Annotated in this window: 23 protein-coding genes and 1 pseudogene; 12 read left to right on the top strand and 12 right to left on the bottom strand. The window is 71.7% G+C overall.

The window, feature by feature from the left end:
- The first annotated feature begins 21 nt into the window (after positions 1–21).
- A complete protein-coding gene (locus IPK24_18470; GenBank protein MBK8077496.1) occupies positions 22–1,410 on the top strand; it encodes a glycosyl transferase in 1,389 nt (462 codons plus the stop codon).
- On the top strand, positions 1,407–1,865 hold the full coding sequence (locus IPK24_18475) for a hypothetical protein (GenBank protein ID MBK8077497.1): 459 nt from the start codon (positions 1,407–1,409) through the stop codon (positions 1,863–1,865). Before IPK24_18470 ends, IPK24_18475 begins: the two co-directional genes overlap by 4 nt.
- A 99-nt stretch (positions 1,866–1,964) precedes the next feature.
- On the opposite strand, the gene IPK24_18480 is transcribed toward IPK24_18475, so the two are convergent.
- A complete protein-coding gene (locus IPK24_18480; protein MBK8077498.1) occupies positions 1,965–3,185 on the bottom strand; it encodes a hypothetical protein in 1,221 nt (406 codons plus the stop codon).
- A gap of 162 nt (positions 3,186–3,347) precedes the next feature.
- Between IPK24_18480 and IPK24_18485 the strand changes: the two genes are divergently transcribed.
- Positions 3,348–4,787 (top strand): glycosyltransferase, encoded by a 1,440-nt coding sequence (locus IPK24_18485; GenBank protein ID MBK8077499.1) that lies wholly within the window; start codon positions 3,348–3,350, stop codon positions 4,785–4,787.
- Positions 4,784–5,491, top strand: coding sequence for a hypothetical protein (locus tag IPK24_18490; protein ID MBK8077500.1), 708 nt, complete (start codon positions 4,784–4,786; stop codon positions 5,489–5,491). The genes IPK24_18485 and IPK24_18490 overlap by 4 nt, the downstream gene beginning before the upstream one ends.
- Here IPK24_18490 and IPK24_18495 read toward each other — a convergent pair.
- The 6 genes from IPK24_18495 to IPK24_18520 form a co-directional block, all read right to left on the bottom strand.
- Positions 5,457–6,587 (bottom strand): glycosyltransferase, encoded by a 1,131-nt coding sequence (locus IPK24_18495; GenBank protein MBK8077501.1) that lies wholly within the window; start codon positions 6,585–6,587, stop codon positions 5,457–5,459. The genes IPK24_18490 and IPK24_18495 overlap by 35 nt on opposite strands.
- A complete protein-coding gene (locus tag IPK24_18500) occupies positions 6,584–7,456 on the bottom strand; it encodes an ABC transporter ATP-binding protein (GenBank protein MBK8077502.1) in 873 nt (290 codons plus the stop codon). Before IPK24_18500 ends, IPK24_18495 begins: the two co-directional genes overlap by 4 nt.
- Positions 7,443–8,333 carry an ABC transporter permease gene (locus tag IPK24_18505; GenBank protein MBK8077503.1) on the bottom strand — a complete coding sequence of 297 codons (891 nt, stop codon included), beginning with the start codon at positions 8,331–8,333 and terminating at the stop codon, positions 7,443–7,445. Before IPK24_18505 ends, IPK24_18500 begins: the two co-directional genes overlap by 14 nt.
- Positions 8,317–9,672, bottom strand: coding sequence for a glycosyltransferase (locus tag IPK24_18510; GenBank protein ID MBK8077504.1), 1,356 nt, complete (start codon positions 9,670–9,672; stop codon positions 8,317–8,319). Before IPK24_18510 ends, IPK24_18505 begins: the two co-directional genes overlap by 17 nt.
- 39 nt (positions 9,673–9,711) lie before the next feature.
- Positions 9,712–10,800, bottom strand: a complete 1,089-nt coding sequence (locus tag IPK24_18515) for a glycosyltransferase family 2 protein (protein MBK8077505.1) — start codon at positions 10,798–10,800, stop codon at positions 9,712–9,714.
- A 79-nt stretch (positions 10,801–10,879) separates the two neighbouring features.
- On the bottom strand, positions 10,880–12,601 hold the full coding sequence (locus IPK24_18520; protein MBK8077506.1) for an LCP family protein: 1,722 nt from the start codon (positions 12,599–12,601) through the stop codon (positions 10,880–10,882).
- A gap of 159 nt (positions 12,602–12,760) precedes the next feature.
- Here IPK24_18520 and mtnA point away from each other — a divergent pair, with 159 nt between their 5' ends.
- Positions 12,761–13,789 carry an S-methyl-5-thioribose-1-phosphate isomerase gene (gene mtnA, locus IPK24_18525; GenBank protein ID MBK8077507.1) on the top strand — a complete coding sequence of 343 codons (1,029 nt, stop codon included), beginning with the start codon at positions 12,761–12,763 and terminating at the stop codon, positions 13,787–13,789.
- A gap of 62 nt (positions 13,790–13,851) precedes the next feature.
- On the opposite strand, the gene IPK24_18530 is transcribed toward mtnA, so the two are convergent.
- From IPK24_18530 to IPK24_18540, 3 genes are all read right to left on the bottom strand, one after another.
- Positions 13,852–14,565, bottom strand: coding sequence for an EcsC family protein (locus IPK24_18530; GenBank protein MBK8077508.1), 714 nt, complete (start codon positions 14,563–14,565; stop codon positions 13,852–13,854).
- Positions 14,566–14,665: 100 nt separating this feature from the next.
- Positions 14,666–15,055 carry a hypothetical protein gene (locus IPK24_18535; GenBank protein ID MBK8077509.1) on the bottom strand — a complete coding sequence of 130 codons (390 nt, stop codon included), beginning with the start codon at positions 15,053–15,055 and terminating at the stop codon, positions 14,666–14,668.
- 442 nt (positions 15,056–15,497) lie between these two features.
- Positions 15,498–16,667 carry an acyl-CoA dehydrogenase family protein gene (locus IPK24_18540; GenBank protein ID MBK8077510.1) on the bottom strand — a complete coding sequence of 390 codons (1,170 nt, stop codon included), beginning with the start codon at positions 16,665–16,667 and terminating at the stop codon, positions 15,498–15,500.
- Between the two features lie 72 nt (positions 16,668–16,739).
- On the opposite strand from IPK24_18540, the gene IPK24_18545 reads away from it, so the two are divergent.
- Both IPK24_18545 and IPK24_18550 read left to right on the top strand, forming a co-directional pair.
- Positions 16,740–17,576: an ABC transporter ATP-binding protein gene (locus IPK24_18545; protein MBK8077511.1), complete on the top strand. Its 837-nt coding sequence runs from the start codon at positions 16,740–16,742 to the stop codon at positions 17,574–17,576.
- Complete coding sequence (locus IPK24_18550) at positions 17,552–19,147, top strand: hypothetical protein (GenBank protein ID MBK8077512.1); 1,596 nt, start codon at positions 17,552–17,554, stop codon at positions 19,145–19,147. The genes IPK24_18545 and IPK24_18550 overlap by 25 nt, the downstream gene beginning before the upstream one ends.
- Before the next feature lie 6 nt (positions 19,148–19,153).
- Here IPK24_18550 and IPK24_18555 read toward each other — a convergent pair whose 3' ends face one another.
- Entirely contained in the window at positions 19,154–20,158 is a 1,005-nt protein-coding gene (locus tag IPK24_18555) for an LLM class F420-dependent oxidoreductase (protein MBK8077513.1), read from the bottom strand.
- A 43-nt stretch (positions 20,159–20,201) separates the two neighbouring features.
- Here IPK24_18555 and IPK24_18560 point away from each other — a divergent pair.
- The 3 genes and pseudogenes from IPK24_18560 to IPK24_18570 all read left to right on the top strand — a co-directional run bounded on the left by IPK24_18560 (position 20,202) and on the right by IPK24_18570 (position 22,511).
- Positions 20,202–21,540, top strand: a pseudogene (locus tag IPK24_18560) (UDP-glucose/GDP-mannose dehydrogenase family protein).
- Positions 21,541–21,663: 123 nt separating this feature from the next.
- On the top strand, positions 21,664–22,080 hold the full coding sequence (locus IPK24_18565) for a hypothetical protein (protein MBK8077514.1): 417 nt from the start codon (positions 21,664–21,666) through the stop codon (positions 22,078–22,080).
- Between the two features lie 71 nt (positions 22,081–22,151).
- Positions 22,152–22,511, top strand: a complete 360-nt coding sequence (locus tag IPK24_18570; protein MBK8077515.1) for a hypothetical protein — start codon at positions 22,152–22,154, stop codon at positions 22,509–22,511.
- Between the two features lie 80 nt (positions 22,512–22,591).
- On the opposite strand, the gene galE is transcribed toward IPK24_18570, so the two are convergent.
- Entirely contained in the window at positions 22,592–23,638 is a 1,047-nt protein-coding gene (gene galE / locus IPK24_18575; protein MBK8077516.1) for a UDP-glucose 4-epimerase GalE, read from the bottom strand.
- 55 nt (positions 23,639–23,693) lie between these two features.
- Here galE and IPK24_18580 point away from each other — a divergent pair, with 55 nt between their 5' ends.
- Positions 23,694–24,128 carry a CoA-binding protein gene (locus IPK24_18580; GenBank protein ID MBK8077517.1) on the top strand — a complete coding sequence of 145 codons (435 nt, stop codon included), beginning with the start codon at positions 23,694–23,696 and terminating at the stop codon, positions 24,126–24,128.
- A 118-nt stretch (positions 24,129–24,246) separates the two neighbouring features.
- Positions 24,247–24,489 carry a hypothetical protein gene (locus tag IPK24_18585; GenBank protein MBK8077518.1) on the top strand — a complete coding sequence of 81 codons (243 nt, stop codon included), beginning with the start codon at positions 24,247–24,249 and terminating at the stop codon, positions 24,487–24,489.
- Positions 24,490–24,678 lie beyond the last annotated feature (189 nt).

Below are 24,678 nucleotides of genomic sequence, written 5' to 3' on the forward strand. Positions count from 1 at the left end.
ACCGGCTGTAGAGGACTCGAGGTGACAGACCGGCTCACCGGCCCACCCCATGTGCTCTACGTCGCGTGGGGCTTCCCACCGTCGCGTACCGGCGGCGTCCATCGCGCGCTGGCCACGGCCAATGCCTTCGCCGCGGACGGCTGGCGGGTCAGCGTGCTGACCGTGCCGCGCGAGGTGTTCCGCGATGTCACCGGCTCGGACGACGCCCTGGAGCGCCTGGTCGACGAGCGCGTCGAGGTGATCCGGGTGCCGTTCTCGTGGCCGGCGCAGCAGACCGATCTCACCGCGCGCGCGGACTGGCCGGCGCTGCGCGTGCTGGCGCCCCGACTGTGGAGCACGCTGCGGGTGCGCCGTGACCTGGCCGCCTTCCCGGAGGTGGGCTACGGGCCGTGGCGGCACCGCATCGAGCAGACCGCCGTCGAACTGCACGCCCGCACCCCGATCGACCTGGTGGTGGCGACCACCAACCCGCAGGTCTCGATCACCGCCGGACTGCGCCTGGACGCCGAGGACGACGTCCCCTACGTGGTCGACTTCCGTGACGCCTGGACCTTCCACACCTACTCGGGCACCCGGCGGCTGGCGGGTGACTCGCCCGCGGGTCAGTGGGAGGCGCGCGCGATCCGGGGCGCCACCGAGGTGTGGTTCGTCAACGAGGCGCTGCGGCGCTGGCACGGCCAGACCTACCCGGACGCCGCCGCGCACCTGCACGTGGTGATGAACGGTTACGACCGTGACCTGCCCGAACCCGTGCCGTTCGCCGACCGTCCTCCCGAGCACCCGCTCACCGTCGGCTACCTCGGCACGCTGACCCCCGTCGTCCCGCTGCGCGAACTGATCGAGGGCTGGAAGCACGCCGTACTCCCCCACTCGCAGGCCGCCACGGCCCCCGAACTGGACGGCGCGCGCGCCGTCCTGCGCGGTTATCTCGGCTACTACGCCACCCCCGATCCGGGGCTCGCGGCGCTGGTGGACGCGGCCGCGCCGTCCGGCATGAGCTACGACGGGCCGGTCTCCAAGACCGAGGTGGACGCCACCTACGCCACCTTCGACGTGCTGGTCCTCGCCCTGGGCGGCGGCGAGTACGTGACCAGCGGCAAGGTCTTCGAGTACGCCTCGACCGGGCTGCCCATCGTGTCGGTGCTCTCGCCGGGCAATGCCGCCGCCGAGGTGTTGGCGTCGTATCCGCGCTGGCACCCGGCGGCCGACCTGTCCCCCGCCGCGATCGCGGCTGCCCTGGCCTCGGCGGCCCGGGACGCCCGTCACCCGGACACGGCCGCGCGCGCTCGGGCGGCCCAGCAGGCGGCCCGGGCGTTCCGCCGCGACGTCCAACTCGCCCCCCGGGTCGCCGCGCTGCGCGAACTCGTCGCCACCCGTCGCGCCCGCACCTCCCCGGAAGTCGTGCGATGACCGTGCTGCTGATCGCGCTCGGCCCCTCGGTGCCCGGGGACGGCCTGATCTCGGGAGTGCGGGCGCTGCAGGCCGCCGGGCACCGGGTGCACCTGATCCACCGCTGCCCACCCTCGCCGGCGCTGGCCGAGGTGCTGGACGGCGTCACCCCGCTACCGCCCGGCCGGCTGCCGTGGCGTCCGGTCGCGGCGGGCAAACTCCGCCTCGACCCCGACCGGCTGCCGGCGGCGCGGCGCCTGGCCCGCCACGCGGGGACGCGAGACCTGCTGCGCGAGGCCGAGGTGCTGGTCGCCGTCGATCAGGCGGCGATCCCCGCGGTCTGGCTGGCAGCTCGACGGCGCGCCAGGAACGGCAAGACCAGTAGGGCCGGCAGGGCCGACAACACCACCGGGTCCGGCCCCGTCATGGCACTGTCCGGCCTACCCGCCGCGCAGAACCGCCTCGCCCCGCCGTGATCATGTAATCCGTGCACGCTCGTGAAGCGCTTCACGAGCGTGCACGGATTACATGATCACCGAGGTTGAGGGTCGGCTGTCCCGAGGCGTACGACCGGCTCACTCGAGGAAAGCGCTCAACACCTGCGCCGAGCGCCGTCCGTCGTGCACCCGGCGGACGTACTCCACCCCGGACGTCGCCCGCGCCCGAGCCCAGTCGCGCTCGGAACACACCCGGTCCAGCACCTCTTCGAGGGTGTCGGCGGTTGCCTCGACGATCGGCAGGTCCTCACCGACGCGGTCGCGGACCCGATCGGCGACATGGCCGATCACCACGCGCCCCGCAGCCAACCCCTCGCACGCCGCGACGCCGTAGCTGCCCAGCACGAACTGATCGAGCACCACGTCGGCCTGCGCGAACAGCGCCGGCATGTCGGCGTTGGCCACCCCGGTGATCCGGCGGTAGTCGATCAGGCCCTTCTCGGCCAGGCGTTCCACGATCGGCTCGATCAGCTCGGTGCCCTTGATCCGGGTGTTGGACGGCGCGTGCACCACCAGCGGACGCTCGCGCTCGAGCGGCACCGTCGGGCAGGCCCACCGCGCCAGGTCCAGGACGACGGGCAGCCAGGTCGCGCGGGGCACGTCGTCCAGCAGGTCGGGGGTCGAGACGAAGGCGAGCCCGGTGTCCTGGTTGATGATCGCGCCGAGCCGCTCGGCCTGAGCCTCGAGCTTGGCGACCAGATCCCACTCGGTGTCGGTGAACGGCGAGTGCGGGTACAGCTCGGCATGACGCGAGGGCAACCGCACGTCCGAGCCGTGGGCCAGCATGGCCACCGCGACGCCGGCGGCGCGCAACCGCGCCGCCTCGGCGGGCACCTCGCCGCCGTGCGCGAAGCCCAGCACGGGCCGGCCCGCCTCGATCAGCACGTGCGTGAAGTGCTGCGGAACGTAGTCCTCCTGCTGGATCCCCCAGGCCGTCGAGCGATAGACAGGCGCCGGCACGCCGTAGTCACACGGGTAGTTGAAGCCATCGGGCCGAGTGAACATGAACACCTGGACGCCGACGCCGTCCAGTTCGCGCTCGGCAGCGCGACCCCATTCCCAGCCCTGGCCGGCGAAGTTGGCCGGGCCGATGAGCAGCCTCACCGGGGTGTCCGGAGGCTCCGGCCGGACCGGCAGCTCGACCGGGGGCGGGGGTGCGGGACGTGAAACCCGTTGGGCCGCAACGGGCCGGCCCAGCGCCCGGCGCACGATCCGGCGGGCTCGCCCCGCGAGTCGCCGGGCGGGCGCGGGCAGGCGGCGGGCGAGTCGGGCAGCGACAGAGGTCACAGCTGCTGGCACCCGCTCACTGTAGCGATCCGACCGCCGAGGGATGCCGAACACGTTGAGCGACCGCGCCTTACGGAACGTCGCCAAAAGCCCTCACGGAGTGGTCTAGAGTTGGACCCACGGTCTCGAACACACCCGGGTTCCCACCCACCCGAGCCAGCTGGGAGAAGTTGCATGTCGGATCGGCGCGATGCGCCGCACCTGCTCTACGTGGCATGGGGGTTTCCCCCATCGAGAGGTGGCGGGGTCTACCGCGCCCTGGCGACCGCGAACGCGTTCGCGAACGCCGGATGGCGCGTCACCGTTCTGACCGCCGAGCGCGAGGCGTTCGAGCGGTACACCGGGCTCGACGCCACCCTCGAGGATCACGTCGATCCCAGCATCCGGATCGAGCGGTTGCCGTTCTCCTGGCCCTTGCTCGACACCGACATCCGGCGCTACTCCTGGTTGCGGGCGCACTCCCCCGCCCGGTGGCGCAAACGGCACGTGCGCAAGGACACCGCCGACTTCCCCGAGGCCGGCTACGGGCCGTGGCGCAAGGTGCTCGAGCAGGCGGCGCTGCGCATCCACCAGGCCGACCCGGTCGATCTGGTGGTGGCCACCGCCAACCCGAACGTCGACTTCACCGCCGCGTGGGTGCTCAACCGCCGCCACGGCGTCCCGTTCGTCATGGACTACCGCGATGCCTGGCTGCTGGACGTCTTCGAGGGCGGCATGCTGCACGAGGAGGGCAGTCGCGCCGCGGTCTGGGAGCGCGACCTGATCGCCGCCGCTCACGAGGTGTGGTTCGTGAACGAGCCGATCCGGGCGTGGCACCAGAAGCGTTATCCCGCCAGTGCATCCCGGATGCACGTGGTCTCCAACGGTTTCGACCCCGAACTGGCACCACCGGCCCGCCACCACGCCGCCGATGCCGGTGCCGGGCTCACCTTCGGCTACCTGGGCACGATCAGCCCCAAGGTGCCGCTGGCCGAGCTGATCGAGGGCTGGCGTTCGGCCCGCGAGGACGACGAGTTGGTCGCCACGGGTCGGCTCCGGCTGCACGGCTACCTGGGCTACTACGCCGCCCCCCGCGCCGACCTGGCCAACCTGGTCGAGGACGCCGCCGACGCCGACGTGAGCTACGAGGGACCGGTCGCCAAGACCGAGATCGCCGCGGTCTACGAGTCCTTCGACGTGCTGCTGCTGGTCATCGGTGCCGGTCGCTACGTCACCAGCGGCAAGGTGTTCGAGTACATCGCCACCGGCATGCCGATCGTGTCGGTACACGACCCGATCAACGCGGCCTCCGACGTGCTGCGCGGCTACCCGATGTGGTTCCCGGTGCGCGATCTCGACCCGGCGTCGGTGGCCGAGGCCCTCACCGCCGCCGCCCACGCGGCCGTGAACGCGGACGACGACCTTCGGGATCGGTGCCGCGCGTTCGCCGCCTCCTACGAGCGCGATCTGCAACTGCTGCCCCGGGTGCAGGAACTGAGCACCAGTGTCGGTGGCCTGGTCGTGATCCCCGCACCCGCCCCGACCGGTGGCGCCGAGTCGAGCACGACGACGGGCACGACGGGCACGACGGGCAGGGTCGAACTCGCCGGCGTGCCGCAGGGGGAACCCCGATGAGAGTCCTGGTACTCACCGCCGGCACCGCCCTGTCGAGTACGCGGGTGACCGAGGTCGGCGAGTCGCTCCGGGCAGCCGGTGGCGACGACCTCGAGATCGACCTGTTCACCTGGCGCGCCATGGAATCCACCCAGGGCCTGCGCTCGGCCACGATCCTCGGCCCGGTGACGCGCTACGTCCCGCCGCCCCCCAAGCCCGAGGACGCCGTCCGCGTGGCGGCGTCCCGTCCGGCGGCGCGCGCCTCGACCACCGACGCGATGGCCCCGCCCGAGGACTCGTCCGAGACCGGCGCGGAGGGAAGGGACACCGCAGACACCACAGACGGCACAGACGCCACCGACACCGACGAATCCGCAACCTCGGACGCCACGCCCCTGACGCTGCGCCGGATGGCCGGCACGGTGCGGTGGGGCACCAAGCGCAAGATCATCAAGGCTCGTCGGAGCAAGCCCTACCAGGCGGTGCGCCGCGCCGTCCGGGGTGGCATCGCCCGGCAGTTCGCCACCAAGGCCCGCCGCGACCCGGCGGTGCTGGCCTGCGCCGAGAACGCCCAGCTGGTGCTGGCGCTGGACTCCGGCGCCATCTCGGCGGCGTGGTGGATCGCCCGGCGCGTCCCGGCACCGCCGGTGGTCTCCGGCCTGGCGGCCGCCGAGCGCGAGCTGCGCGCGATCAGACGCCCCGAGCGCCAATCGCTGGCGCACTGAGCACGGCGGCGATCGCCGCCGCGAACTCGTCGTACCCGGTACCGGACGCCGCCCGCGTCGCGGTCTGCGCGGCGGTGCGCCACCGGTCCAGCCGTGAGGCATCGGCCGTGAGCGCGCGCAGCACGATGGCCGTGGCCGCGGCGCTCTCCGGCCCCGAGGGCACCACGGCGCCCGCACCGAACTGCTGCACGATGGCCGCCTGCCGCGGCAGGTCGCTGCAGATCACGCCCAGCCCGGCCGCCAGGTACTCCCCCAGCTTGCTGGGTACGGCGTCCCGAAAGGCCGGGGTGTCCGCCAGCAGGCACAACCCGACCCACGCGCCCGCGGCCACCGCCCATGCCTGAGTGGGCGGCATCCGGCCGTGCAGCCGAACCCGGCCGGCGACGTCGGCGGCGGCCAACCGCTCGTGCAGCGCTGCGGCGTCCGCCGGCGCCACCGGACCGATCACGTCCAGCGTCCAGCCGGGCGCGGCCGCAATGGCCTCGACCATGACGAACGCGCCTCGGCTGGCCCGCACGTCGCCGATGTAGACGGCCCGCGGAACCGGTTCGGGCGCCACCGGTTCGGGGATCATCGAGGTGTCCGGCAGGTTGCGCAGCACGTGGCGGCGACGGGCCGTGGCCGGCGGCACGTGGTCGTCGGCCACCACCGTCAGATCGGCCCGACGAGCGGCCAGGTCGGCCACCCGCACCAGCACCGCGGCCACCGTTCCCGCCGGACCGCGCGCCCAGGCCCGGTCGCGCAGCAGGGCGGCGTAGTCCTCGTGGACGTCGACCACCAACCGGCGCCGGCGCACCCGGGCCGCGGGCCAGGTCGCCACGGCGGAGTCCGGGTCGAGGGTCATCAGCAGCCGGCCCCGCGCCCGCCAGCCCAGCCCGGCCGCCAGCAGCGCCCGGCCGACCGGACCGCGCCGGGCCCGGGTGCGCACCTGCGCGCCGTCCGGGCCGTCGGTGGCCTCGCCCAGGCCGAGCACCTCGACGCTCAGCCCGGCACGGCGCAGGGCGGCCACCTCGCGGTGCAGCCGGGCATCGGCCACATCGTGGCCGCTGGTCAGGATCGAGACGTCCGGCCTCACGAGCGCGCTCGCGCCGGTCAGAGGTCTTCGAGGGAGAAGGACTCCTCGCCGACCTGCATGAACCGGTTGTAGGCCGCGATGACGTCCTCGGGGTGACCGTGCATCATCAACTTGCCCTTGTGCAGCCAGATGGCGTCGTTGCACAACTCACGGACGCTGCCCAGGGCGTGGCTGACCAGGAACATGGCGCGCGAGCTCTTCATCAGCTCGCTCATCTTGTCGGCGGCCTTCTTCTTGAAGATGGCGTCACCGGCCGACAGCGCCTCGTCGATCATGAGGATGTCGGGCTTCATGTGCACGGCGACCGAGAACGCCAGCCGGCTGAACATGCCCGAGGAGTAGGTCCGCATCGGGGCGTCCATGAAGTCACCGATGTCGGCGAAGTCGGCGACCTCCTCGGCGCGCTCCTCGACCTCCTTGCGGCTCAGTCCGGAGGCCAGACCACCCAGGATGACGTTCTCGCGCCCGGACAGCTGCCCGTTGAAGCCGACGCCGAGCGCCAGCAGGGTGCTCACCCGGCCGTAGACCTCGATCCGGCCCGAGGTGGGGGGCAGGATGCCGGCCAGGGCGCGCATCAGGGTCGACTTACCGGCGCCGTTGGCGCCGATGATGCCCAGCGACGTGCCCACCGGGACGTCGAAGGTGACGTTCTTGACCGCCTCGATCTCGCGGACGGCACGCTCGCCCCGCCCGAACCGCACGATGGCGTTCTTGAACGTCGGGATCCGCTCGAAGGTGGTGCGGTAGGTGATCGAGACGTCCTGCACCCGGACGGCGGCCGGCCCGGCCGCGCGAAGCGCCCGCGCCGCGTCGGCCTCGGCTCGTACGGCCCGACGGGCAGCCTCTTCGTCGTCGAAGCCCGCGGCGGTGGTCTGGTCAGATACGGACAGCGAAATCACGCTCCCGGGACATGAAGTACCACGCCCCCAACAGGGCCGCCCCGACCGTCCAGCCCACCGCACCGGCCCACATCTGCCACGGCGGCATGCGCGAGCCCACCAGCAGCTCGGTGAACCCGCCGAGCAACGAGTACAGCGGGTTGAGGTAGAGCAGCTGCTCGACCCCGGCCTTCGAGGCATAGCTCTTCAGGTGCTGAACGGTCATGATCACCGGCGACAGGTACAACCAGATCCGGATGAAGTACGGCAGGAACGCCGCCGTGTCCCGGAAGTAGACCTGCAAGGTGGCGAAGATCGCGGCCAACCCGGCGGAGAAGATGACGATCATGAACAGGAACACCAGGGACAGCGCAGTCTTCCAGCTGAACTGCCGGTTCGGCGCGAGCAGGTAGAACGCCAGCCACACCGGGATGGTCGGCAAGAACCGGTAGAACGCGGTGCGGACCGCCGACAACGGCAGCAACAGCCGCGGGAAGGCGGTGTTGAGCAACAGCCGCCCCCCGCCGACCACCGAGGCAGCGCCCGTACTCATACAGCCGCTGATGAAGTAGAAGGTGAACAGCCCGGCGGTGAGGTGGGCGAAGAAGTCCATCCCCTGCGATTGCCGCGACAACACGTTGACCAGCAGGTAGTACACCAGGGCCAGCAGCAGCGGGTTGAGCACCAGCCAGATCTGGCCGAAGACGGTGCGGGTGTTCGCGGCCCGGATGCCCGAGCGGGACATCTCGGCGGCGAACTCCCGCCGCTCCCACAGCTCGCGGAAGTACGGCCCCAGCTTCTTGGGCAGACCGGCACGGTGCGGCTCGTAGACGTGCAGGGTCTCCGACGACAGCGGGCCGGGTCGCGCCACGTCAGCAGGGGTCGTCATGCTCGTGTTCCCCGACCTCTCTCGTAGTGCGAGGGCTGCCGCCCGACGCAGTGCGTGACCAGCGACCAGCGTAGTCGACGCCAGTGACCGCGTCGGCCCGCTCGCCCGCATCCGGCACCGGCTCGGAGCCGGCCGCGGGGGCGGCCACCGGAACGTCGCCCAGCTGGGCGTACAAAGCGGTCAACGCGGCGGCGTCCGCCTCCCACGACAGGGCCGGGGCCGCCGTCCGGACGGCGTCACACAGCGCGCCGTAGCGCTCACCCGCCCGCTGCAACGCCGCCAGCAGCGAGGCCGCATCCCCCGGGCGGTACAGCTCCCCCACACCGTGGTGCCGCACGATCGCCCCGAGCTCACCGACGTCGGTGGCCACCACCGGCACCCCGACGTGCACCGCGTGGAACAGCTTGTTCGGCATCGCCAGCCGGTGGTTGACCCAGCGGTCGGAATGGGTGACCAGCGCCAGCCCGGCCTCGGCCAGCAGGTCGTCGACGGCCTCGACCGAGCGGGCGGGCTCGACGCGAGCGCGGCCGGGGTCGAAGGCCGCCAGCCAGGTCTCGTCGGCCGGGCCGACCAGGGTGATCGGCAGGTCGGTGCCGCGGCTGGCCTCGGCGATGGTCTCGAGTTCGCGGTAGGGCGCCAACCGCCCCGCGTAGACCGCGCCCACCGGGGCGTCCAACCGGTGGCGGGTGACTCGCTGCCCGCCGTCCCCCGGCCCGCCCTCGGACGGTTCGGCCTGCAGCGGGAAGGTGTTGCGCACCACGTGCACGTGCCGCCAGCCGTAGGCCTGCCGCAACGCGGCGGCGACACCGTCCCCCACCGTGATCACCGCCGCCGCCCGGGACCCGAGCTCGGCCTCGACGGCACGCTCGCGGCGGGCCTGCCACGGCGTCGGGCGTCCGATGCGCGGCCGGCCCGACCACAGCTCGTGGCTGTCGTAGACCAGGGGCACCCCGGCGCGCCGGGCCAGCCGATCGCCCACCTCGAGAGCGGTGAAGTCGTGGGCGTGCACGACGTCGTACTCGCGCTGCGCCCCGTCCGCCTCGGCACCCGTCGCCCACCGGCCGAAGGCCTGGTTGCGGTGGGTGGGCAGCAGCAGCCATCGGGCGGTGCGGGCGGGCGGGCTCAGCCGGCGCCGCGACAGCGAGGGCGCGCCGTCCGGCCGGAACACCGACGAGGCCCCCACCGACGAGGCGGTGACGCCGTCCGGGGGCTGCCAGCCGGTGGGCACCTGCTTGCCGATCACATGGACGCAGTGCCCGGCCCGGGCCAGCGTGGTGGCCTCACGCAGCACTCGGGTGTCCGAGGCCAGCGAGGTCGCGACCAGCATGAGGATGCGCACGGGGGTCCTGTCGTCCGATCGATTCGTCGGCTCGCCGGTTCAGCCGACGTCGGCCGGTGCCGGAGCGCGGCGGGCCAGGCGCCTCGGGCTGGTCAGGAAGCCGATACCCCAGCTCACGTGCATCGTGGCGTACACCACCGGCAGACTCGCCACCGACCGCAGCGACAGGCCCTTGGCGGTCAGCGCCGTGGCGCCCAGCACGCCCAGCAGGTAGCCACCGGGCACGATCAACGCCCACGGCGAGACCAGTGCCCCGACGGTCCCCGCCGCGCACGCCAGGACGACGGCCGGCGGCGTCAGGTAGCGCAGGCTCACCGTCTCGGGGTGCTGGCGCATCACCACCCGACGCCACCGGCCGTAGTGGAAGTACTGCCGGGCCAGCGCCTTCAGGCTCGACCGCGGCCGGTAGGTCACCTGCAGGTCGGGGGTGAACCAGACCGTGTGGCCGGCACTGCGGATGCGGTGGTTGAGCTCCCAGTCCTGCGCCCGCAGGAACGACTCGTCGTACCCGCCGAGGTGGTCGAGCACCTCGCGGCGGAACACCCCGAGGTAGACGGTGTCGGCCGGCCCGGGCTCACCGCCGGTGTGGAACCGGGCGCCGCCGACCCCGAAGATGCTGCGCATCGCGGTCGCCACGGCCCGGGTGAAGTCGGTGGTGCCCTCGGCGGCCATGACGCCGCCGACGTTGGCCGCCCCGGTCTGTTCGAGCAGCCGGACGGCGGTGGCGATGTAGCCGGGATTGAGCAGGCCGTGCCCGTCGACCCGCACCACGATCGGGTGGCGTGAGGCGGCGATGGCGGCGTTCAGCGCATTGGGCGTACGTCCGGTCGGGTTGGGCACGGTGCGCACCCGAGGATCGGCGGCGGCCAGCGCCGCGGCGACCTCGTCGGTGCGGTCGGTGCTCGGGCCGAGCGCCAGCACCACCTCGAGCTGACCCGGGTACCCCTGAGCGAGGATCCGGGTCACCGACTCGTGCAGGTGACGTTCCTCGTTGAGCACCGGGACGACGACCGACACCGGCGGCCAGGTGGCATCGCCGGAGCTGTCACCGGTCAGGCCCGACGCGGGACCTGGTGGGGTGGGACTCGGTGAGGTGGGACCCGGTGGGGTGGGAATGGTCGCGGACATCGCCTCCGACGGTAGCCCAGAATCCTCGGTGCCGATCGACGCTCGCCGCAGGCGCAGGGCAGAACCCGCAGAACCCACCTCAGGCCGGCGAACAGGCGGCCGCGACGTCCTCGGGAGCGGCCTTGGCGGCGTCCGCGCTCGAGATCGGCGACGGCGCCACCGACGGCGAGACGGCCTTGCGGGTGGCGGCCGACGAGACCTGCACGCCGTTGAGGCCACCGGCGCCGGGGATCGCGACCAACGACGGCGAGGCGGTCGGCGAGACCTTGGCGGACGGCGTGGCCGACTCCTTGCGCGAGGTCACCAGGGCCTGGACCACCCGGTCGTGGATCAGGGCGAAGTCGGGGTAGGCCGGGTTCACCAGCGGCGGCACGAACGCCACACTGCTGATCTTCTGGCTCTTGCCCTTGCTGCCCAGGGTGATGAACGTGGCCAGGTCGGACGCCGGGATGTCGGTGCTCATGACGTCCTGCGCCGCCGCGGCGATCCCCTGGAACTTGGCCAGCAGCGTGCTGGGGTCCATCTGCCCGACCATGGCGTTCATGACGCAGCGTTGCCGGGCCATGCGGGCATAGTCGTTGGCACCGTGGCGCGACCGCGCGTACCAGAGCGCGTGATAGCCGTCGAGGTGCTGGGTTCCGGGTTCGATGTAGCCGGACACCTTCGAGGTGCCACCACCGATCGGCACCCGTTCGCGAACCGTCAGATCGATGCCGCCCATGGCATCGATCAACCGCCGGAAGCCCTTGAGGTCGACCAGGACGTAGTAGTTGACCTCGAGGCCGGTGACGCCCTCGACGGCCTGCTTCATCGCCTCGGCCCCGGCATCGCGCACCCCCGGGAAGGCGGCCTTGTGCTCGCTGCCCCAGGTGTAGATGCCGTTCAACAGGCACTTGTCACCGCAGGTCCAGCCCTGCGGAAGCGCCTTGGCCGCGGCCGAGCCCTCGGGGAAGCGGACGTTCTCGAGATTGCGGGGCAGGCCGAACAGCACCGTCCGCCCGGTCGTGGCGTCGATGCTGGCCAGCGTCATGCTGTCGGGTCGGGTGCCGACGCGATCGGGGCCGGCGTCCCCGCCGAGCAGCAGCACGTTGTACCGGCCCGCCACGGCGGCCGACTCGGCACCCACACCGAACACGCCGTCCAGCAGGTTCGCCGCCGCCCACGTGCGGCGACCGGCGCCCAGCACCGGCAGGCTGGTCACCAGCACGGCCACCACCAGCAGGCCGGTCATGCCCAGGCGAGCCCGGCGCGGCAGTAACACCGGCCGCCCCAACCGCCAGGCGTCCACCACCAGCACCGGCCACACCACCGCGACGGCATACAGGAACACCGCGACCAGGATCAGTACCAGCGAGCTGGTCACCAGGTGCAGCACGACCGTCCGGGCCACGAACCACAACCCGGCGAGGACGACGACCAGCCCCACCACACCGAGCCAGATCCGCACCGCCAGCCGCCCCACCCACCGGTTGCCGGCGGCGAGCTGAGCGGCGCCGGGCACCACCAGGGTGAGCAGGATCAGGAACACGGCCCGGACGACGCGCTGACGCACCGGCAGGGCATCGGGGCGACGCATCGGCTCGGTGGTGGGCCGCGGTCTGCCCGGGCGCGAGGCGGGCCGGCGATTCGGCCCGACCTCGGTTCGGGATGCGGGCCGCACGGACTGACGCGATGCTGGGCGTGCTGCGGGACGCGATGCCGGGCGCGAGGCATCGGGCCGGTCGGCCGTCGGCGGGCCGGGTGCGGGCGCGGCGTCCGTGACCACCACGTCGTCGGTGATCACCGTGCCGTCATGCCCCATCCCCGCAGTATCACTGCGGCCGTGGCCGATCATTCGAAGGCGCGCGGTGAGTTCGCCCGATGCGCGACCAGCGGGCTGAATCGGCCCAAATCGACCGGCATCCGCCGCGGTAGGTTCCTGGCCATGAGTGGCACGGCATCGAAGGCCGCAGCCGGCACCCTGCGGCCGATCGACTGGGACCCAACCGGCGCGTGGATCCGCGTGTTGGACCAGACCCGGCTGCCCCACGAGCTGGTCTTCCTCGACGTGACCGACGTGGATCAGTTGATCGAGGCCATCGGGCGGTTGGCGGTGCGGGGTGCGCCGGCGCTGGGAGTGGCCGGGGCGCTGGGCGTGGCGCTCGCCGTCCGTACCCTGCCCCCGGACGCCGCGGCCGAGGCGATCACCCGATTACGGGCCGCGCGGCCCACGGCGGTGAACCTGGCCCGCGGCGTCGACCTGGCGGCGTCCGCCATCGCGGGCACGGCGCCGGGACCGGAGCGCGACGAGGCCGTACTCGCCGTCGCGCTGGCGCTGCGCGACGCCGAGATCGCGGCCTCGATCGCCCTGGCGCGGCGCGGCGCCGACGAGCTGTACCGGGTGCTGCCGGATCGGCGCCGGCTGGCCTTGCTGACCATCTGCAATTCCGGCGCGCTCGCCGCGGTCGAGCACGGCACCGCGCTCGCGGTGGCCGAGCAGGTGTGGCGCGACGGCCGGCTCGATCGCGTGATCGCCTGCGAGACCCGGCCGCTGTTGCAGGGTGCGCGACTGACCGCGTGGGAGCTGACCCGCCTCGGCGCCCCGTTCGACCTGATCGTGGACGCCGCAGCGGCCTCGCTGATCCGCCGCGGGCTGGTCGACGCCGTGCTGGTCGGGGCCGACCGGATCGCGGCGAACGGCGACACAGCCAACAAGGTGGGCACGTTCGCGCTGGCCCTGGCCGCCCGGCACGCGCGACCCGCCGAGGCCGGTGGCGCCGTGCCGTTCTACGTGGTGGCGCCCGAGTCGACCCTCGATGCGGCCACCCCGGACGGCGCCGCGATCGTCATCGAGGACCGCGGCCGCGACGAGGTGGTGGCGCTGCACGGCGTCCGGATCGCCCCGGACGGTGCGAGCGCTCTCAACCCGGCGTTCGACGTCACGCCGGCCGACCTGATCACCGGCATCGTCACCGACCGCCGCATCATTCACCCCGCCAACCCTCGGTGATCATGTAATTCGTGCACAAAACGTGCACGAATTACATGATCACCGAGGGTTGGTGGGGTCGCTCAGCCGGCGTCGACCGGCGGGAACTCGTGGCTGGCCTGGTCGGCGATCTTCTTCATCAGGTAGCCGTCGAGGCCGGCACCGACCACACCGCCGGCCAGCGGGATGCCCCGGCCCAGCTTGGCCAGCACCTTCTCGCCGACGCCGCGCAACAGCCGGAAGCCGACGCCCTTGTTGATCACCAGCAGGGCCGCCGGGGGCAGCCGCTTGAGGGCGAGCGAGGTCAACCGGCCGCCACCGGTGCTCAGGCCCGCCTTGGCCAGGACGTCATCCGCGCTCGAGCCGATCAGAGTGAGCAGCACGGCGGTGCGGATCCGGGGCTGGTTCACGTCGTAACCGCGCAGGTGCGCGATCGCCCCCACCATGCGGGTGGCCTGCACGTAGAACTCGAACACGTTGACCGGCAAAGCGATCGGCATGGTGACGAAGCCGCCGAGCCCGGTGACGAAGCCGCCGATGCCACCGGTGATGACGTGCGATCGCACCACCTTGTCGACGGCCTCCTCGACGGTGTCCGTGGCCTCGCGAGCGTGGCCCGCGACCGTCATGGCCGAGTCGATCGGCCCCTTGCCGTCGAGGCCGACATTGAGCAGCGAGGTGATCAGCGCCGTCACCGCGCCGCCGTCCCCATCGCCCGTCTGGTCGGCCTGCTCCAGGGCCGACCGCGTCACCTCGACCGAGTCACGACGGGGTCTCAACAGGTCGAACAGGCCCATGGGCTGACACTCTCCTCGAGCGGTGGCTGAAGGGAGATGCTGCCAGGCCACCGCGCCTCGTGCGAGGCAGAGCAGCCTCGGGTGACTCACGACTCCTTGATCAGCCGATGCAGGTCGGCCGCCAGGCGGGTGATGTCGTCCAGCCCGGCGGCGGTCTCCTTTGGTCGGGGGTGGGAGCTCGTTTCGGTGGACGCGACGCCTCGATCGCCGAGGCGACCGAGCCCTGGGCGTGCTCGATCTCGCCGATCTGGGTCTCGATCTCGGACAACGCCTGCACCCCAGCCGCAGCCGCGCGCTGGATGGCCGCGATCCGTGACTCGATGTCGCTGGTTGGGCCGGGGCCGGCGGTTGCCGACCTCCTGCCCCACCGAGAACCCTGCTCGAGCGCCTCGATGGTGGCGTTCAGGGCCAGCAGCTTGGTCTGTTCGGCCACCCCCGTGATCAGCTTCAGGAACTCGCCGATCTCGGCGCGGTCGGGTGTCTCGCCCACGGGTCGTCGAGGCGACCGTGGATCGCACCTGCTCACTGGCCATGGCCGAGGCGCGGGCGATCTCGCCGACAGCAGGGTCTCTGGGCCGGCCATCGACTCGGCCGAGGTCCGGCCGATCGCCACCCATGCGGACACCTTATCTCGCCCGCCCCCACCCCCGGGCGGCGGGTCGCAGATCCCACGGGCGGGTCCGGGGAACCGGTGGATCGACCCGCCGATCACATCCTTCACGCTCAGGCCGAACGTCGACTGAAGCACCGGGGAGATGGCGGTCACGGTCTGCACCGCCGCCTGATTCGCCCAGATCAGGGTCAGGTCCAGGTCAGCGATGAAACAGTTCGCGCCCATACTGCTCAGCGCGCAGGTCAACGGGTCGCCACCATCGGCCAGCCGGGCGCGCAGGTCGCCACCCTCACGATTTCCTGGCTCGAACCTTGAGGGCCTACCTCAGTACCTGCCGCGCCATCACGACCCGCTGGATCTGGTTGGTGCCCTCGTAGATCTGGGTGATCTTGGCATCGCGCATCATGCGCTCCAGCGGGAAGTCCTTGGTGTAGCCGGCCCCACCGAGCAACTGGACGGCGTCCGTGGTGATCTGCATCGCGACGTCCGAGGCGAAGCACTTGGCGGCCGCCCCGAAGAAGGACAGGTCGCGGTCGTGGCGCTCGCTCTTGGCGGCGGCGACGTAGACCAGCTGCCGCGCGGCCTCGAGCTGCATCGCCATGTCGGCGAGCATGAACTGCACGCCCTGGAACTCCGCGATCGCCTTGCCGAACTGCTGACGCTCCTTGACGTAGGCCACCGAGGCGTCCAGCGCGCCCTGGGCGATGCCGACGGCCTGGGCGCCGATGGTGATCCGGGTGTGGTCGAGGGTCTTCAGCGCGATCTTGAGCCCCTGGCCCACCTCGCCGACCAGCCGGTCACCGGGAATCCGGCAATGGTCGAAGAGGATCTCGCAGGTCGGGCTGCCCTTGATGCCGAGCTTGCGCTCCTTGGGGCCGACGCTGAACCCCTCGTCATCGGCCTCGATCACGAACGCGCTGACGTTGCCGCCGCGCGGGCCGTCCGGGTCGGTCACCGCGAGCACCGTGTAGTACTGGCTGATGCCGGCGTTGGTGATCCACGCCTTGTGGCCCGACAGCACCCAGCCGTCGCCGTCCGGCTCGGCCAGGCAGGTCATACCGGCGGTGTCGCTGCCGGCCTCCCGCTCGGACAAGGCGTAGCTGAACATCGCCTCACCGGCCGCGACCGGCGGCAGGTAGCGCGCCTTGAGCTCGTCCGAGGCCGCCAGCAACAACGGCACCGTGCCGAGCTTGTTCACCGCCGGGATCAGCGAGGACGACGCGCAGACCCGGGCCACCTCCTCGATCACGATGCAGGTGGCCAGCGCATCGGCCCCGGCACCGCCGTACTCCTCCGGGATGTGCGGGGCGTGCAGGTCGACCTCACGCAGCGCGTCGTAGGCCGCCTTCGGGAACTCGGCGTTCTCATCGGCGGCAGCGGCGCCGGGTGCGATCTTCTCGTCGCACACCTCGCGCAGGATCTTGCGCAGATCCTGGTGCTCATCGCTCAGGGCGAAGAACGGGAAGTCGTCGAGGGTTCGCGAGGCCATGTCACTCATGACCGGAGATTACCCAGGCCGCCCCCGCCGGGCACGACCCCACCGTGAGCCCCGTGTCACACCGTGGCGACCACGCTCGCGGTTGACCTTCGCCCGGCCTCGGCCCAGGGTCGTGACGTGGACACTCCCCCGCCGCTGCCGGCGGTGACCCTCGACGGCCTGGCCAAACGGTTCGGCGACAAGATCGCGGTGAACGGCGTCTCGCTCACCATTCCGCACGGCTCGTTCTACGGCATCGTCGGACCCAACGGCGCCGGCAAGACCACCCTGATCCGGATGACCACCGGCCTGCTGCGCCCGGACGCGGGCCGGGCGATCGTCGACGGCCTGGACGTCTGGGCGCAGCCCGCCCGGGCCAAGGCCCGGATCGGCATCCTGCCCGACGAGAACCGCATGTTCGAACGGCTCACCGGTCGTGAGTTGTTGCTCTACAACGGGCTGCTGCGCGACATGAACGAGGGGGTGATCCGACAGCGCAGCGAAGACCTGCTGAGCGTGCTCGAACTCGACCGGGACGGCGACACGCTGGTGGTCGACTACTCCTCGGGCATGCGCAAGAAGATCGCCCTGGCCGCAGCGCTGCTGCACGACCCCCGAGTGCTCTTCCTGGACGAGCCCCTGGAATCGGTCGACCCGGTGTCGGCCCGCACCATCCGGCACGTCCTGGCCCGGCTGGTCTCGCGCGGGGCCACGGTGATCCTGTCCAGCCACGTGATGGAGACCGTGGAACGGCTGTGCGACCACGTGGCGATCATGGCGGCCGGCCGGATCATCGCGGCGGGGCCGATGGCGACGGTGCGCGCCGGGCGGTCGCTGGAGGACCGTTTCGTCGAGCTGGTCGGCGCCCCCTCGACCGATGAGGAGGGGCGGTTGTCGTGGCTCGGCGATTCCTCCGACTGAAGTTCGCGCTGGTCAAGAACGGGTTTCGCACCGGCAGCACGCCGATGATCATCGGCTCGGTGCTGAGCCTGCTCGCCGCCGCGATCGCCGGGTTGGCCGGGCTGGTGGGAGGGGTGGCCCTGCGCTGGGCACCGGACGACGTCCGGCAGCTGATCGTCCCGATCGCCCTGGCCGTGGTGTTGCTGATCTGGCTGGTGGGGCCGATCACCGTGGCCGGCAGCGATGCCTCGATGGACCCGGTGAAGCTCGTCGTGCTGCCGCTGTCGCGGCGTCAGCTCGTCATCGGCCTGACCCTGTCGGCGCTGATCGGGCCGGGTGGGCTGGCCACCGTGCCGGCCGTCGTCGGTCTGGTGATCGGGACGGCGCCGCTGGGGCCGGGTGCCCTGGCCGTGGTCGGCGGCGGCGTGCTGTTCATCCTGCTGTGCGCGGTGGCGAGTCGACTGCTGATCACCCTGGTCGGGCTGGGACTGCGACGCCGTGGCCTGCGGGACGTGCTGGGGGTGGCCATCCCCCTGATGGTGGTGCTGCTCAGTCAGCTGCCCAACCTGATCAACAACGTCGTGTTGCGAGGTCACCCCGAGCGGGCCGAGGAGCTGCTCGAACGGCTGCGTCTGGTGCTGCGGCTGTGGCCGTCCTCGTTCTCGGCGTCCATGATCACAGCCGGGGCGCAGGGCCGCGGACTGCCTGCCCTGGCCGAGGCGGCGGGCGCGCTGGCGACGGTGACCCTGCTGGGCGCCGTCTGGGCCGTGCTGCTGCGGCGGGTGATGACCTCGCCGCCGACGACCGGCACCGTCCGTGCCCACCGCGGACGACGGCCACACCTCGCCCGACTCATGCCGTGGTTGCCGCGCCGGGCGGCCGCCGTGGCCGACAAGGACCTCACGCTGATGCTGCGCGAACCGGCCCAGCGGGTGCAGCTGATCCTGGCGACGGCGCTGACCCTGGCGGCGGCCGTCATCCCGGTGCTGACCGGAGTTCGGGCAGCCGCCATCGGCTACCTGGGCTGCGGTCTGGCCGTGTTCCTCGGAATGATCAACAGCAACGTCTACGGCTACGACGGCTCGTCGATGTGGGTCAACGTCGCCGCCGGGGACGACGCCCGGTCCGACCTGCTCGGCAAGGCCACGGCACGGCTGGTGGTGTTCACCCCTGCCGTGGTGGTGGTCGCCCTGGTGCTGGGCATCTCCGCGCGACCCGCACTGCTGCCGGGCGTTCTCGGTTGCACGATCGGTGCGTGGTGTCTGGCGACGGGACTGGGCCTGCTGCAGTCGGTGATCGCGCCGTACCCGGTCAGCTACTCCGAGAACGGGGTGATGGCCCGCAACAACGGCAGCTTCACGGCCTTCGTCGCCCAACTGGTCGCGCTGCCGGTGCTGGCCGTGGGTATCGGCCCGTTCATCGTGGTCGGCCTCGTCTGGTCCGACCGCCCGGGCCTGGTCGCCGGCAGCGGCGCGGCCGCCCTGGTGATCGGCGCCGGCGCCGGCTACGGCCTGTACCGGGCCGCCGTCCGGTACAGCGCACCCCGCCAGGCAGAGCTGCTGGTCTCGATCTCCAAGAAGGCCGAGGCCTGATCCGACTCAATCGGCCAGGGCGGGGATCACCTCGGCGGCGAACAGTTCGATATCGCTGGTGTCGTGGGCGGCTTCCTGGAAGTACGTGATGGCGTAGGTCATGCCGTCGCCCTCGAGGCCACGCAGCGTCTCGACGATCCGTTCCGGGGTGCCGACCGCCGGGCCGGTGCGGAACATCCGCATCGTCTCCTCCAGCTTGGTCGTGGGCAGATGCGGTGCCAGCTGCGCCTCGATCGCGGCCAGGCGCGCCTCGACCTCGGCGTCGTCCCGCCCGATGATCACGTTGTAGTTGGCCGATCGGACGATGGCGCCGTAGTCGGTGCCGACGTCGCGGCAGTGGTCGGCCAGGATCGCCGACTTGCGGCGGAACGTGTCGGGTGTGCCGTCGAAGTTCGTGTACTGCGCGTACTTCGCCGCGGTACGCAGCGTCTTGCGCTCGCCGCCACCGGCGATCCACAGCGGGATCGCGCCGCGTCCGTCCGCCCCGGTCTGCAACGGCGTCGGACGGCAGATCGCGCCGTCCACCTGGTAGTGCTCCCCGGCGAAGGTGGCCATGCCATCCGCCCAGGCCGAACGCATGATCTGAACGCCCTCGTCGAGCATCGCCAAACGGGTTCCGGCCGAGGGGAATCCATATCCGTAGGCGCGCCACTCGTGCTCGTACCAGCCGGCGCCGATGCCCATCTCGGTGCGCCCCCCGCTGATCGCGTCGACGGTGGCGGCGACCTTGGCCAGGTACATCGGGTTGCGGTACGCCATACAGCTGCACATCTGGCCCAACCGCACCCGCGACGTCGCCGCGGCGAAGGCCGACATCAGGGTCCAGGCCTCGTGGGTGGCCTGCTCGGAGGGCACCGGCACGGTGTGAAAGTGGTCATAGACCCAAATGGACTCCCACGGCCCAGCCTCGGCCAGACGGGCGATGGACAGCATGGCCTGCCACTGGTCGACCGGGTCGATACCGACCAGATCGTGGCGCCACCCCTGAGGCACGAACATCCCGAAACGCATGGACACGAAACATAGACCCTGTGTTGCCGGATAGCCTCCAGGAGTGAACATCAGCGTCGTGGGTTGTGGGTATCTGGGTGCGGTACACGCCGCGTGTATGGCAGACCTGGGCCATCACGTCATCGGCTTGGACGTCGACGCCGGCAAGGTCGCCGATCTGACCCGGGGCGTGGCGCCGTTCCACGAGCCGGGGCTGCCGGAGCTGCTGACCCGGGCGGTGGCCACGGGCAGGCTGCACTTCACCACCGACGTCGGCGAACTCGCCGTTCCCGAGGGCCACGACCCGACGGTTCACTTCATCTGCGTGGGCACCCCGCAACGGGCCGGGGAGTTCGCTGCGGACACCTCCTACGTCGACGCCGCGCTGAGCGCGCTGCTGCCGGTGGTCCGCCCCGGCGACCTGGTGGTCGGCAAGTCCACGGTCCCGGTCGGCACCGCCGCGCGCCTGGCCGCCGTCCTGACCGAGGCAGCCCCCGGCGTCCTGCTCGCCTGGAACCCCGAGTTCCTGCGCGAGGGCCACGCCGTGAGCGACACCCAGCACCCCGATCGGATCGTGTACGGGCTGCCCGCCGAGCCGGACGACGCCGCCGCGGCCACAGCCCTGCTGGACGCCGTCTACGCCAACGCCATCGCCGAGAACACCCCGGTCATCCCGATGGACTACGCCACCGCCGAACTGGTCAAGACCGCTGCCAACGCCTTCCTGGCGACCAAGATCTCGTTCATCAACGCCATGGCCGAGGTGTGCGAGGCCGCCGGCGCCGACGTCTCGTTGCTGGCCACCGCCATCGGCCACGACGACCGCATCGGCCCCAAGTTCCTCGGAGCCGGGCTCGGTTTCGGTGGCGGCTGCCTGCCCAAGGACATCCGTGCCTTCATGGCCCGGGCCGGCGAACTCGGCGCCGATCAAGCCCTGACGTTCCTGCGCGAGGTCGACTCCATCAACATGCGCCGTCGCATCCGCATGGTCGAACTGGCCCGCGACGTGGTCGGCGGCTCGTTCATCGGACGCCGCATCGCCATCCTCGGTGCCGCGTTCAAGCCCGACTCCGACGACATCCGCGACTCCCCCGCCCTCAACGTCGCCGCCCAGATCCAGCTGCAGGGCGCCCAGGTCACCGTCACCGACCCCGCCGCCATCGACAACGCCCGCAAGGTCTGGCCCCAGCTGTCCTTCGCCGAGACCGTCTACGAGGCCGCCAACGGCGTGGACGCCGTCCTGCTGCTGACCGAGTGGCGCGAGTACCGCGACCTCGACCCCCGCGAGCTGGCCATCATCGTGCGCACCCGCAACATCCTCGACGGCCGCAACGCCCTCGACCCCACCCCGCTGGCGCGAGGCCGGCTGGACCTACCGCGCCCTCGGCCGCCCCCGCGCCTGACCCGCGCACCCCATGGATTGTGTGTGGTGGAAGTCGGCGCATACGCCCACTTCCACCACACACAATCAGTCGACTCACCACATGTAGTATGGGTTGTACTACACTCGACGGTGAGGAGTGCTCGTGAGTAGCCTCGACGACCTGGTTGCTGCGCTCGACGAGCCGGACGGCGCGACGTCCGTGTCGTCGGTCCGCCAGCCGCAATCCCTGCGCCGGGCCGTGGCCGCAGCGGTGGAGTTGGGTTGGGTCAGCTCGGCCAACGAGGCACAGAACACCGGGCTGCGCGGCTATCTCGAAGCTCTGGCACAGCGCGCCGCCCTCGACGCCCACTACGCCGCGCATCCGAGGAGCCGACCCGACCTTGCCGAGATCGCCTGCGCGCTGGCTGAGCTGGATCACCATCCGTTGGCAGCTCATCCGGAACTGATCCGGCAAGCGGCCCGCGAGGTGGTCACCAGTCGACCGGACGCTGACGCCGACGACGTCCTGATCTGGGCCGCCAGCCTGCTCCACCATGCCGGCTCGGGCACGACCCGATGATGATCGGGGTCGTCCTGGACAACGAGGCCGCCCAAGTGGTGACGGACCCTCGTCACACGAAGCATCGGCGGATGCTGGCGATCCTGGAAGCGGTGGCCGGCCGCAACCGTCGCCGCCCCAGCAGTGCTCAGGTGGTCGTCCCCACGGCCGTACGGCTCGAGGCCCTGCTCGACCGCCGTCGGCCGACCAGCAGCAGCCTGGGACGACTGCGGGTCAGTGATCGGGAGCTGACCTCGGCCCGGGCCGATCGCGGTGTCGAGTTGCGTTCTGCGGCGGGCGGTTCGACCGTCGACGCCACCGTGGCACAGGCCGCCGAGGAGTTCGCCGCTGCAGGTGCCCGCACCACGATCGTCACCGCCGATCTCACGGACATCCCCCGCCTGGTGGCGGCGTCACGGGCACCCCAGGCCGTGAACATCACCGCCATCTGACCTGGCGACCCCACCCGAATTGTGTGTGGTGAAAGTCGGCGCATACGCCCACTTCCACCACACACAATCAGTCTCGCGACTCAGCGCGCGGCGGCGGTGACCTTCTGCCAGGCGGCCCAGGCGCTGGCCACCATGTCGTCCAGACTGTGCCGGTTGGCCCAACCCAGGTCGCGCGCGGCCAGCTCGCCGGTGGCCACGATGCGTGCCGGGTCGCCCGGACGCCGGTCGCGCCGCTCGGGGGTGAACTCGATGCCGGTGACCCGGCGGACGGCGTCCATGATCTGGATCACCGACGACCCGTCACCCGAGCCGAGGTTGTAGACCGGCTCCAGAACCCGGCCGGCCTCGAGCGCCTCGGCCGCCGCGACGTGCGCCAAGGCCAGGTCGTCGACGTGCACGTAGTCGCGCACGCACGAACCGTCCGGCGTCGGGTAGTCGGTGCCGTTGACGCTGGGCGTGCGCCCCTCGGTGAGCGCCTTCAGCACCAACGGGAACAGGTTGTGCGGGCTGGAGTCGTACAGGTCCGCATACCCCGAACCCACCACGTTGAAGTACCGCAGCGAGGTGTGCGTCAACGCGCTCACCCGCGCCACGTCCCGGATCAGCCATTCCCCGATCAGCTTGCTCTCGCCGTAGGGCGACTCCGGACGCGTGGGCGTGGTCTCGGTGACCAGATCGACGTCCGGGGTGCCGAAGGTGGCCGCACTCGAGCTGAACACCAACCGTGAGACCTCGTGCGCGGCAAGGCGTTCCAGCAGCACCTGCATCGCGGTGACGTTCTGGGTGTAGGTGTGCAGGGGACGCTGCACACTCACCCCGGCGTACTTGTACCCCGCCAGGTGGACGACGCCCCGCACCGGCTCGTCGAAGGCCCCGATCGCGGCGTCCACGGCGGCCGGATCGACGACGCTGCCCTCGACGAACCGGATGCCGGCGTCGGCGGCGTCACCGATGTCCCCGACGAACTGCCGGTGCCCACTGGACAGGTCGTCGAGCACGACCACCCGGCGGCCCGACTCACGCAGCTTGCGGGTCACGTGAGATCCGATGTACCCGGCGCCGCCGGTGACCAGCCACGGAGTCGATACCGGTGCGGCAGAGCTGAGGGTGGAGGGACCTGATGTCATGGACATCCACCCTAACCGGCCGGTCTCACGGTCCGGGCGCGGCACACTGGTCACCATGAGCGCGCCCTCCGCTGCCCCGCACCGTAATGACCCGGACGTCGTCCGCCGGCTGCTCACCACCCCCGGGCGGTGGGCGATCGTGGGCCTGTCACAGAACGCCACCCGCACCGCGTACCGCATCGCGTCGTACATGCAGGGGCTCGGCATGCCCATCGTGCCGGTGCACCCGGCCGCCGAGGAGGTGCACGGCGCCACGGGGTACGCCACGCTGAGCGAGGTACCCGGGACGATCGACGTGGTCGACATCTTCGTGCGCAGCGAGCTGGCCGGAGCCGTGGTCGACGAGGCCATCGCGGTCGGCGCCAAGGCCGTGTGGCTGCAGCTCGGGGTGATCGACGAGGCCGCCGCCGCGCGAGCCAGGGCTGCCGGCCTGGACGTCGTGATGGACACCTGCCCCAAGATCGAGGCCCCGAGGTTCGGCATCGGCTGAGCCATCGCCCACCTGAGGTACCTCAGGAGTTCATGGGTGGGTCAGCGTCCTCGACGGGGGCGAAGGTCGGGGCATCCTCCCGATGTGGTGGGGCGGGCCTCAGGACGACGCTCGACGCATGACATCGCTACCTCCCGAGATGGCCCGCCAGATGGCCACCATGATGATCAACGATCGCCTCCACGAGGCCGAGCAGTATCGGCTCGGACGGCTGACCCGGATGGCTCGTCGCACCCGGCGGGGCAGGGCTCGGCGTACCCCACCGACCCTCACGCCGACCCTCCCGCCGACCCTCACGCCGGTGGAGGCGCCGACACTCCCGTCGCCGCGCAGCGCACCGGTGGGAACTCCGGTGCGTTGAGCAGGGCGTGCACACTGGTCGGGTGAAGTTCAGGTTCAGCCGGGGACGACGTCCGGACCCACAGCGTGAGGGCACCGTCTACCGGGCGCGTCCCGGCTTCCGGCTGCGAGGCGACTCCTCCGACGGCACGCCCACCCGCCCCGGCCCCTCCCCGGCAGCCCCGCGCACACCGGAGGAGTTCTGGGCGGC

Source organism: Kineosporiaceae bacterium, from assembly GCA_016713225.1.
Lineage (GTDB): Bacteria > Actinomycetota > Actinomycetes > Actinomycetales > Kineosporiaceae > JADJPO01.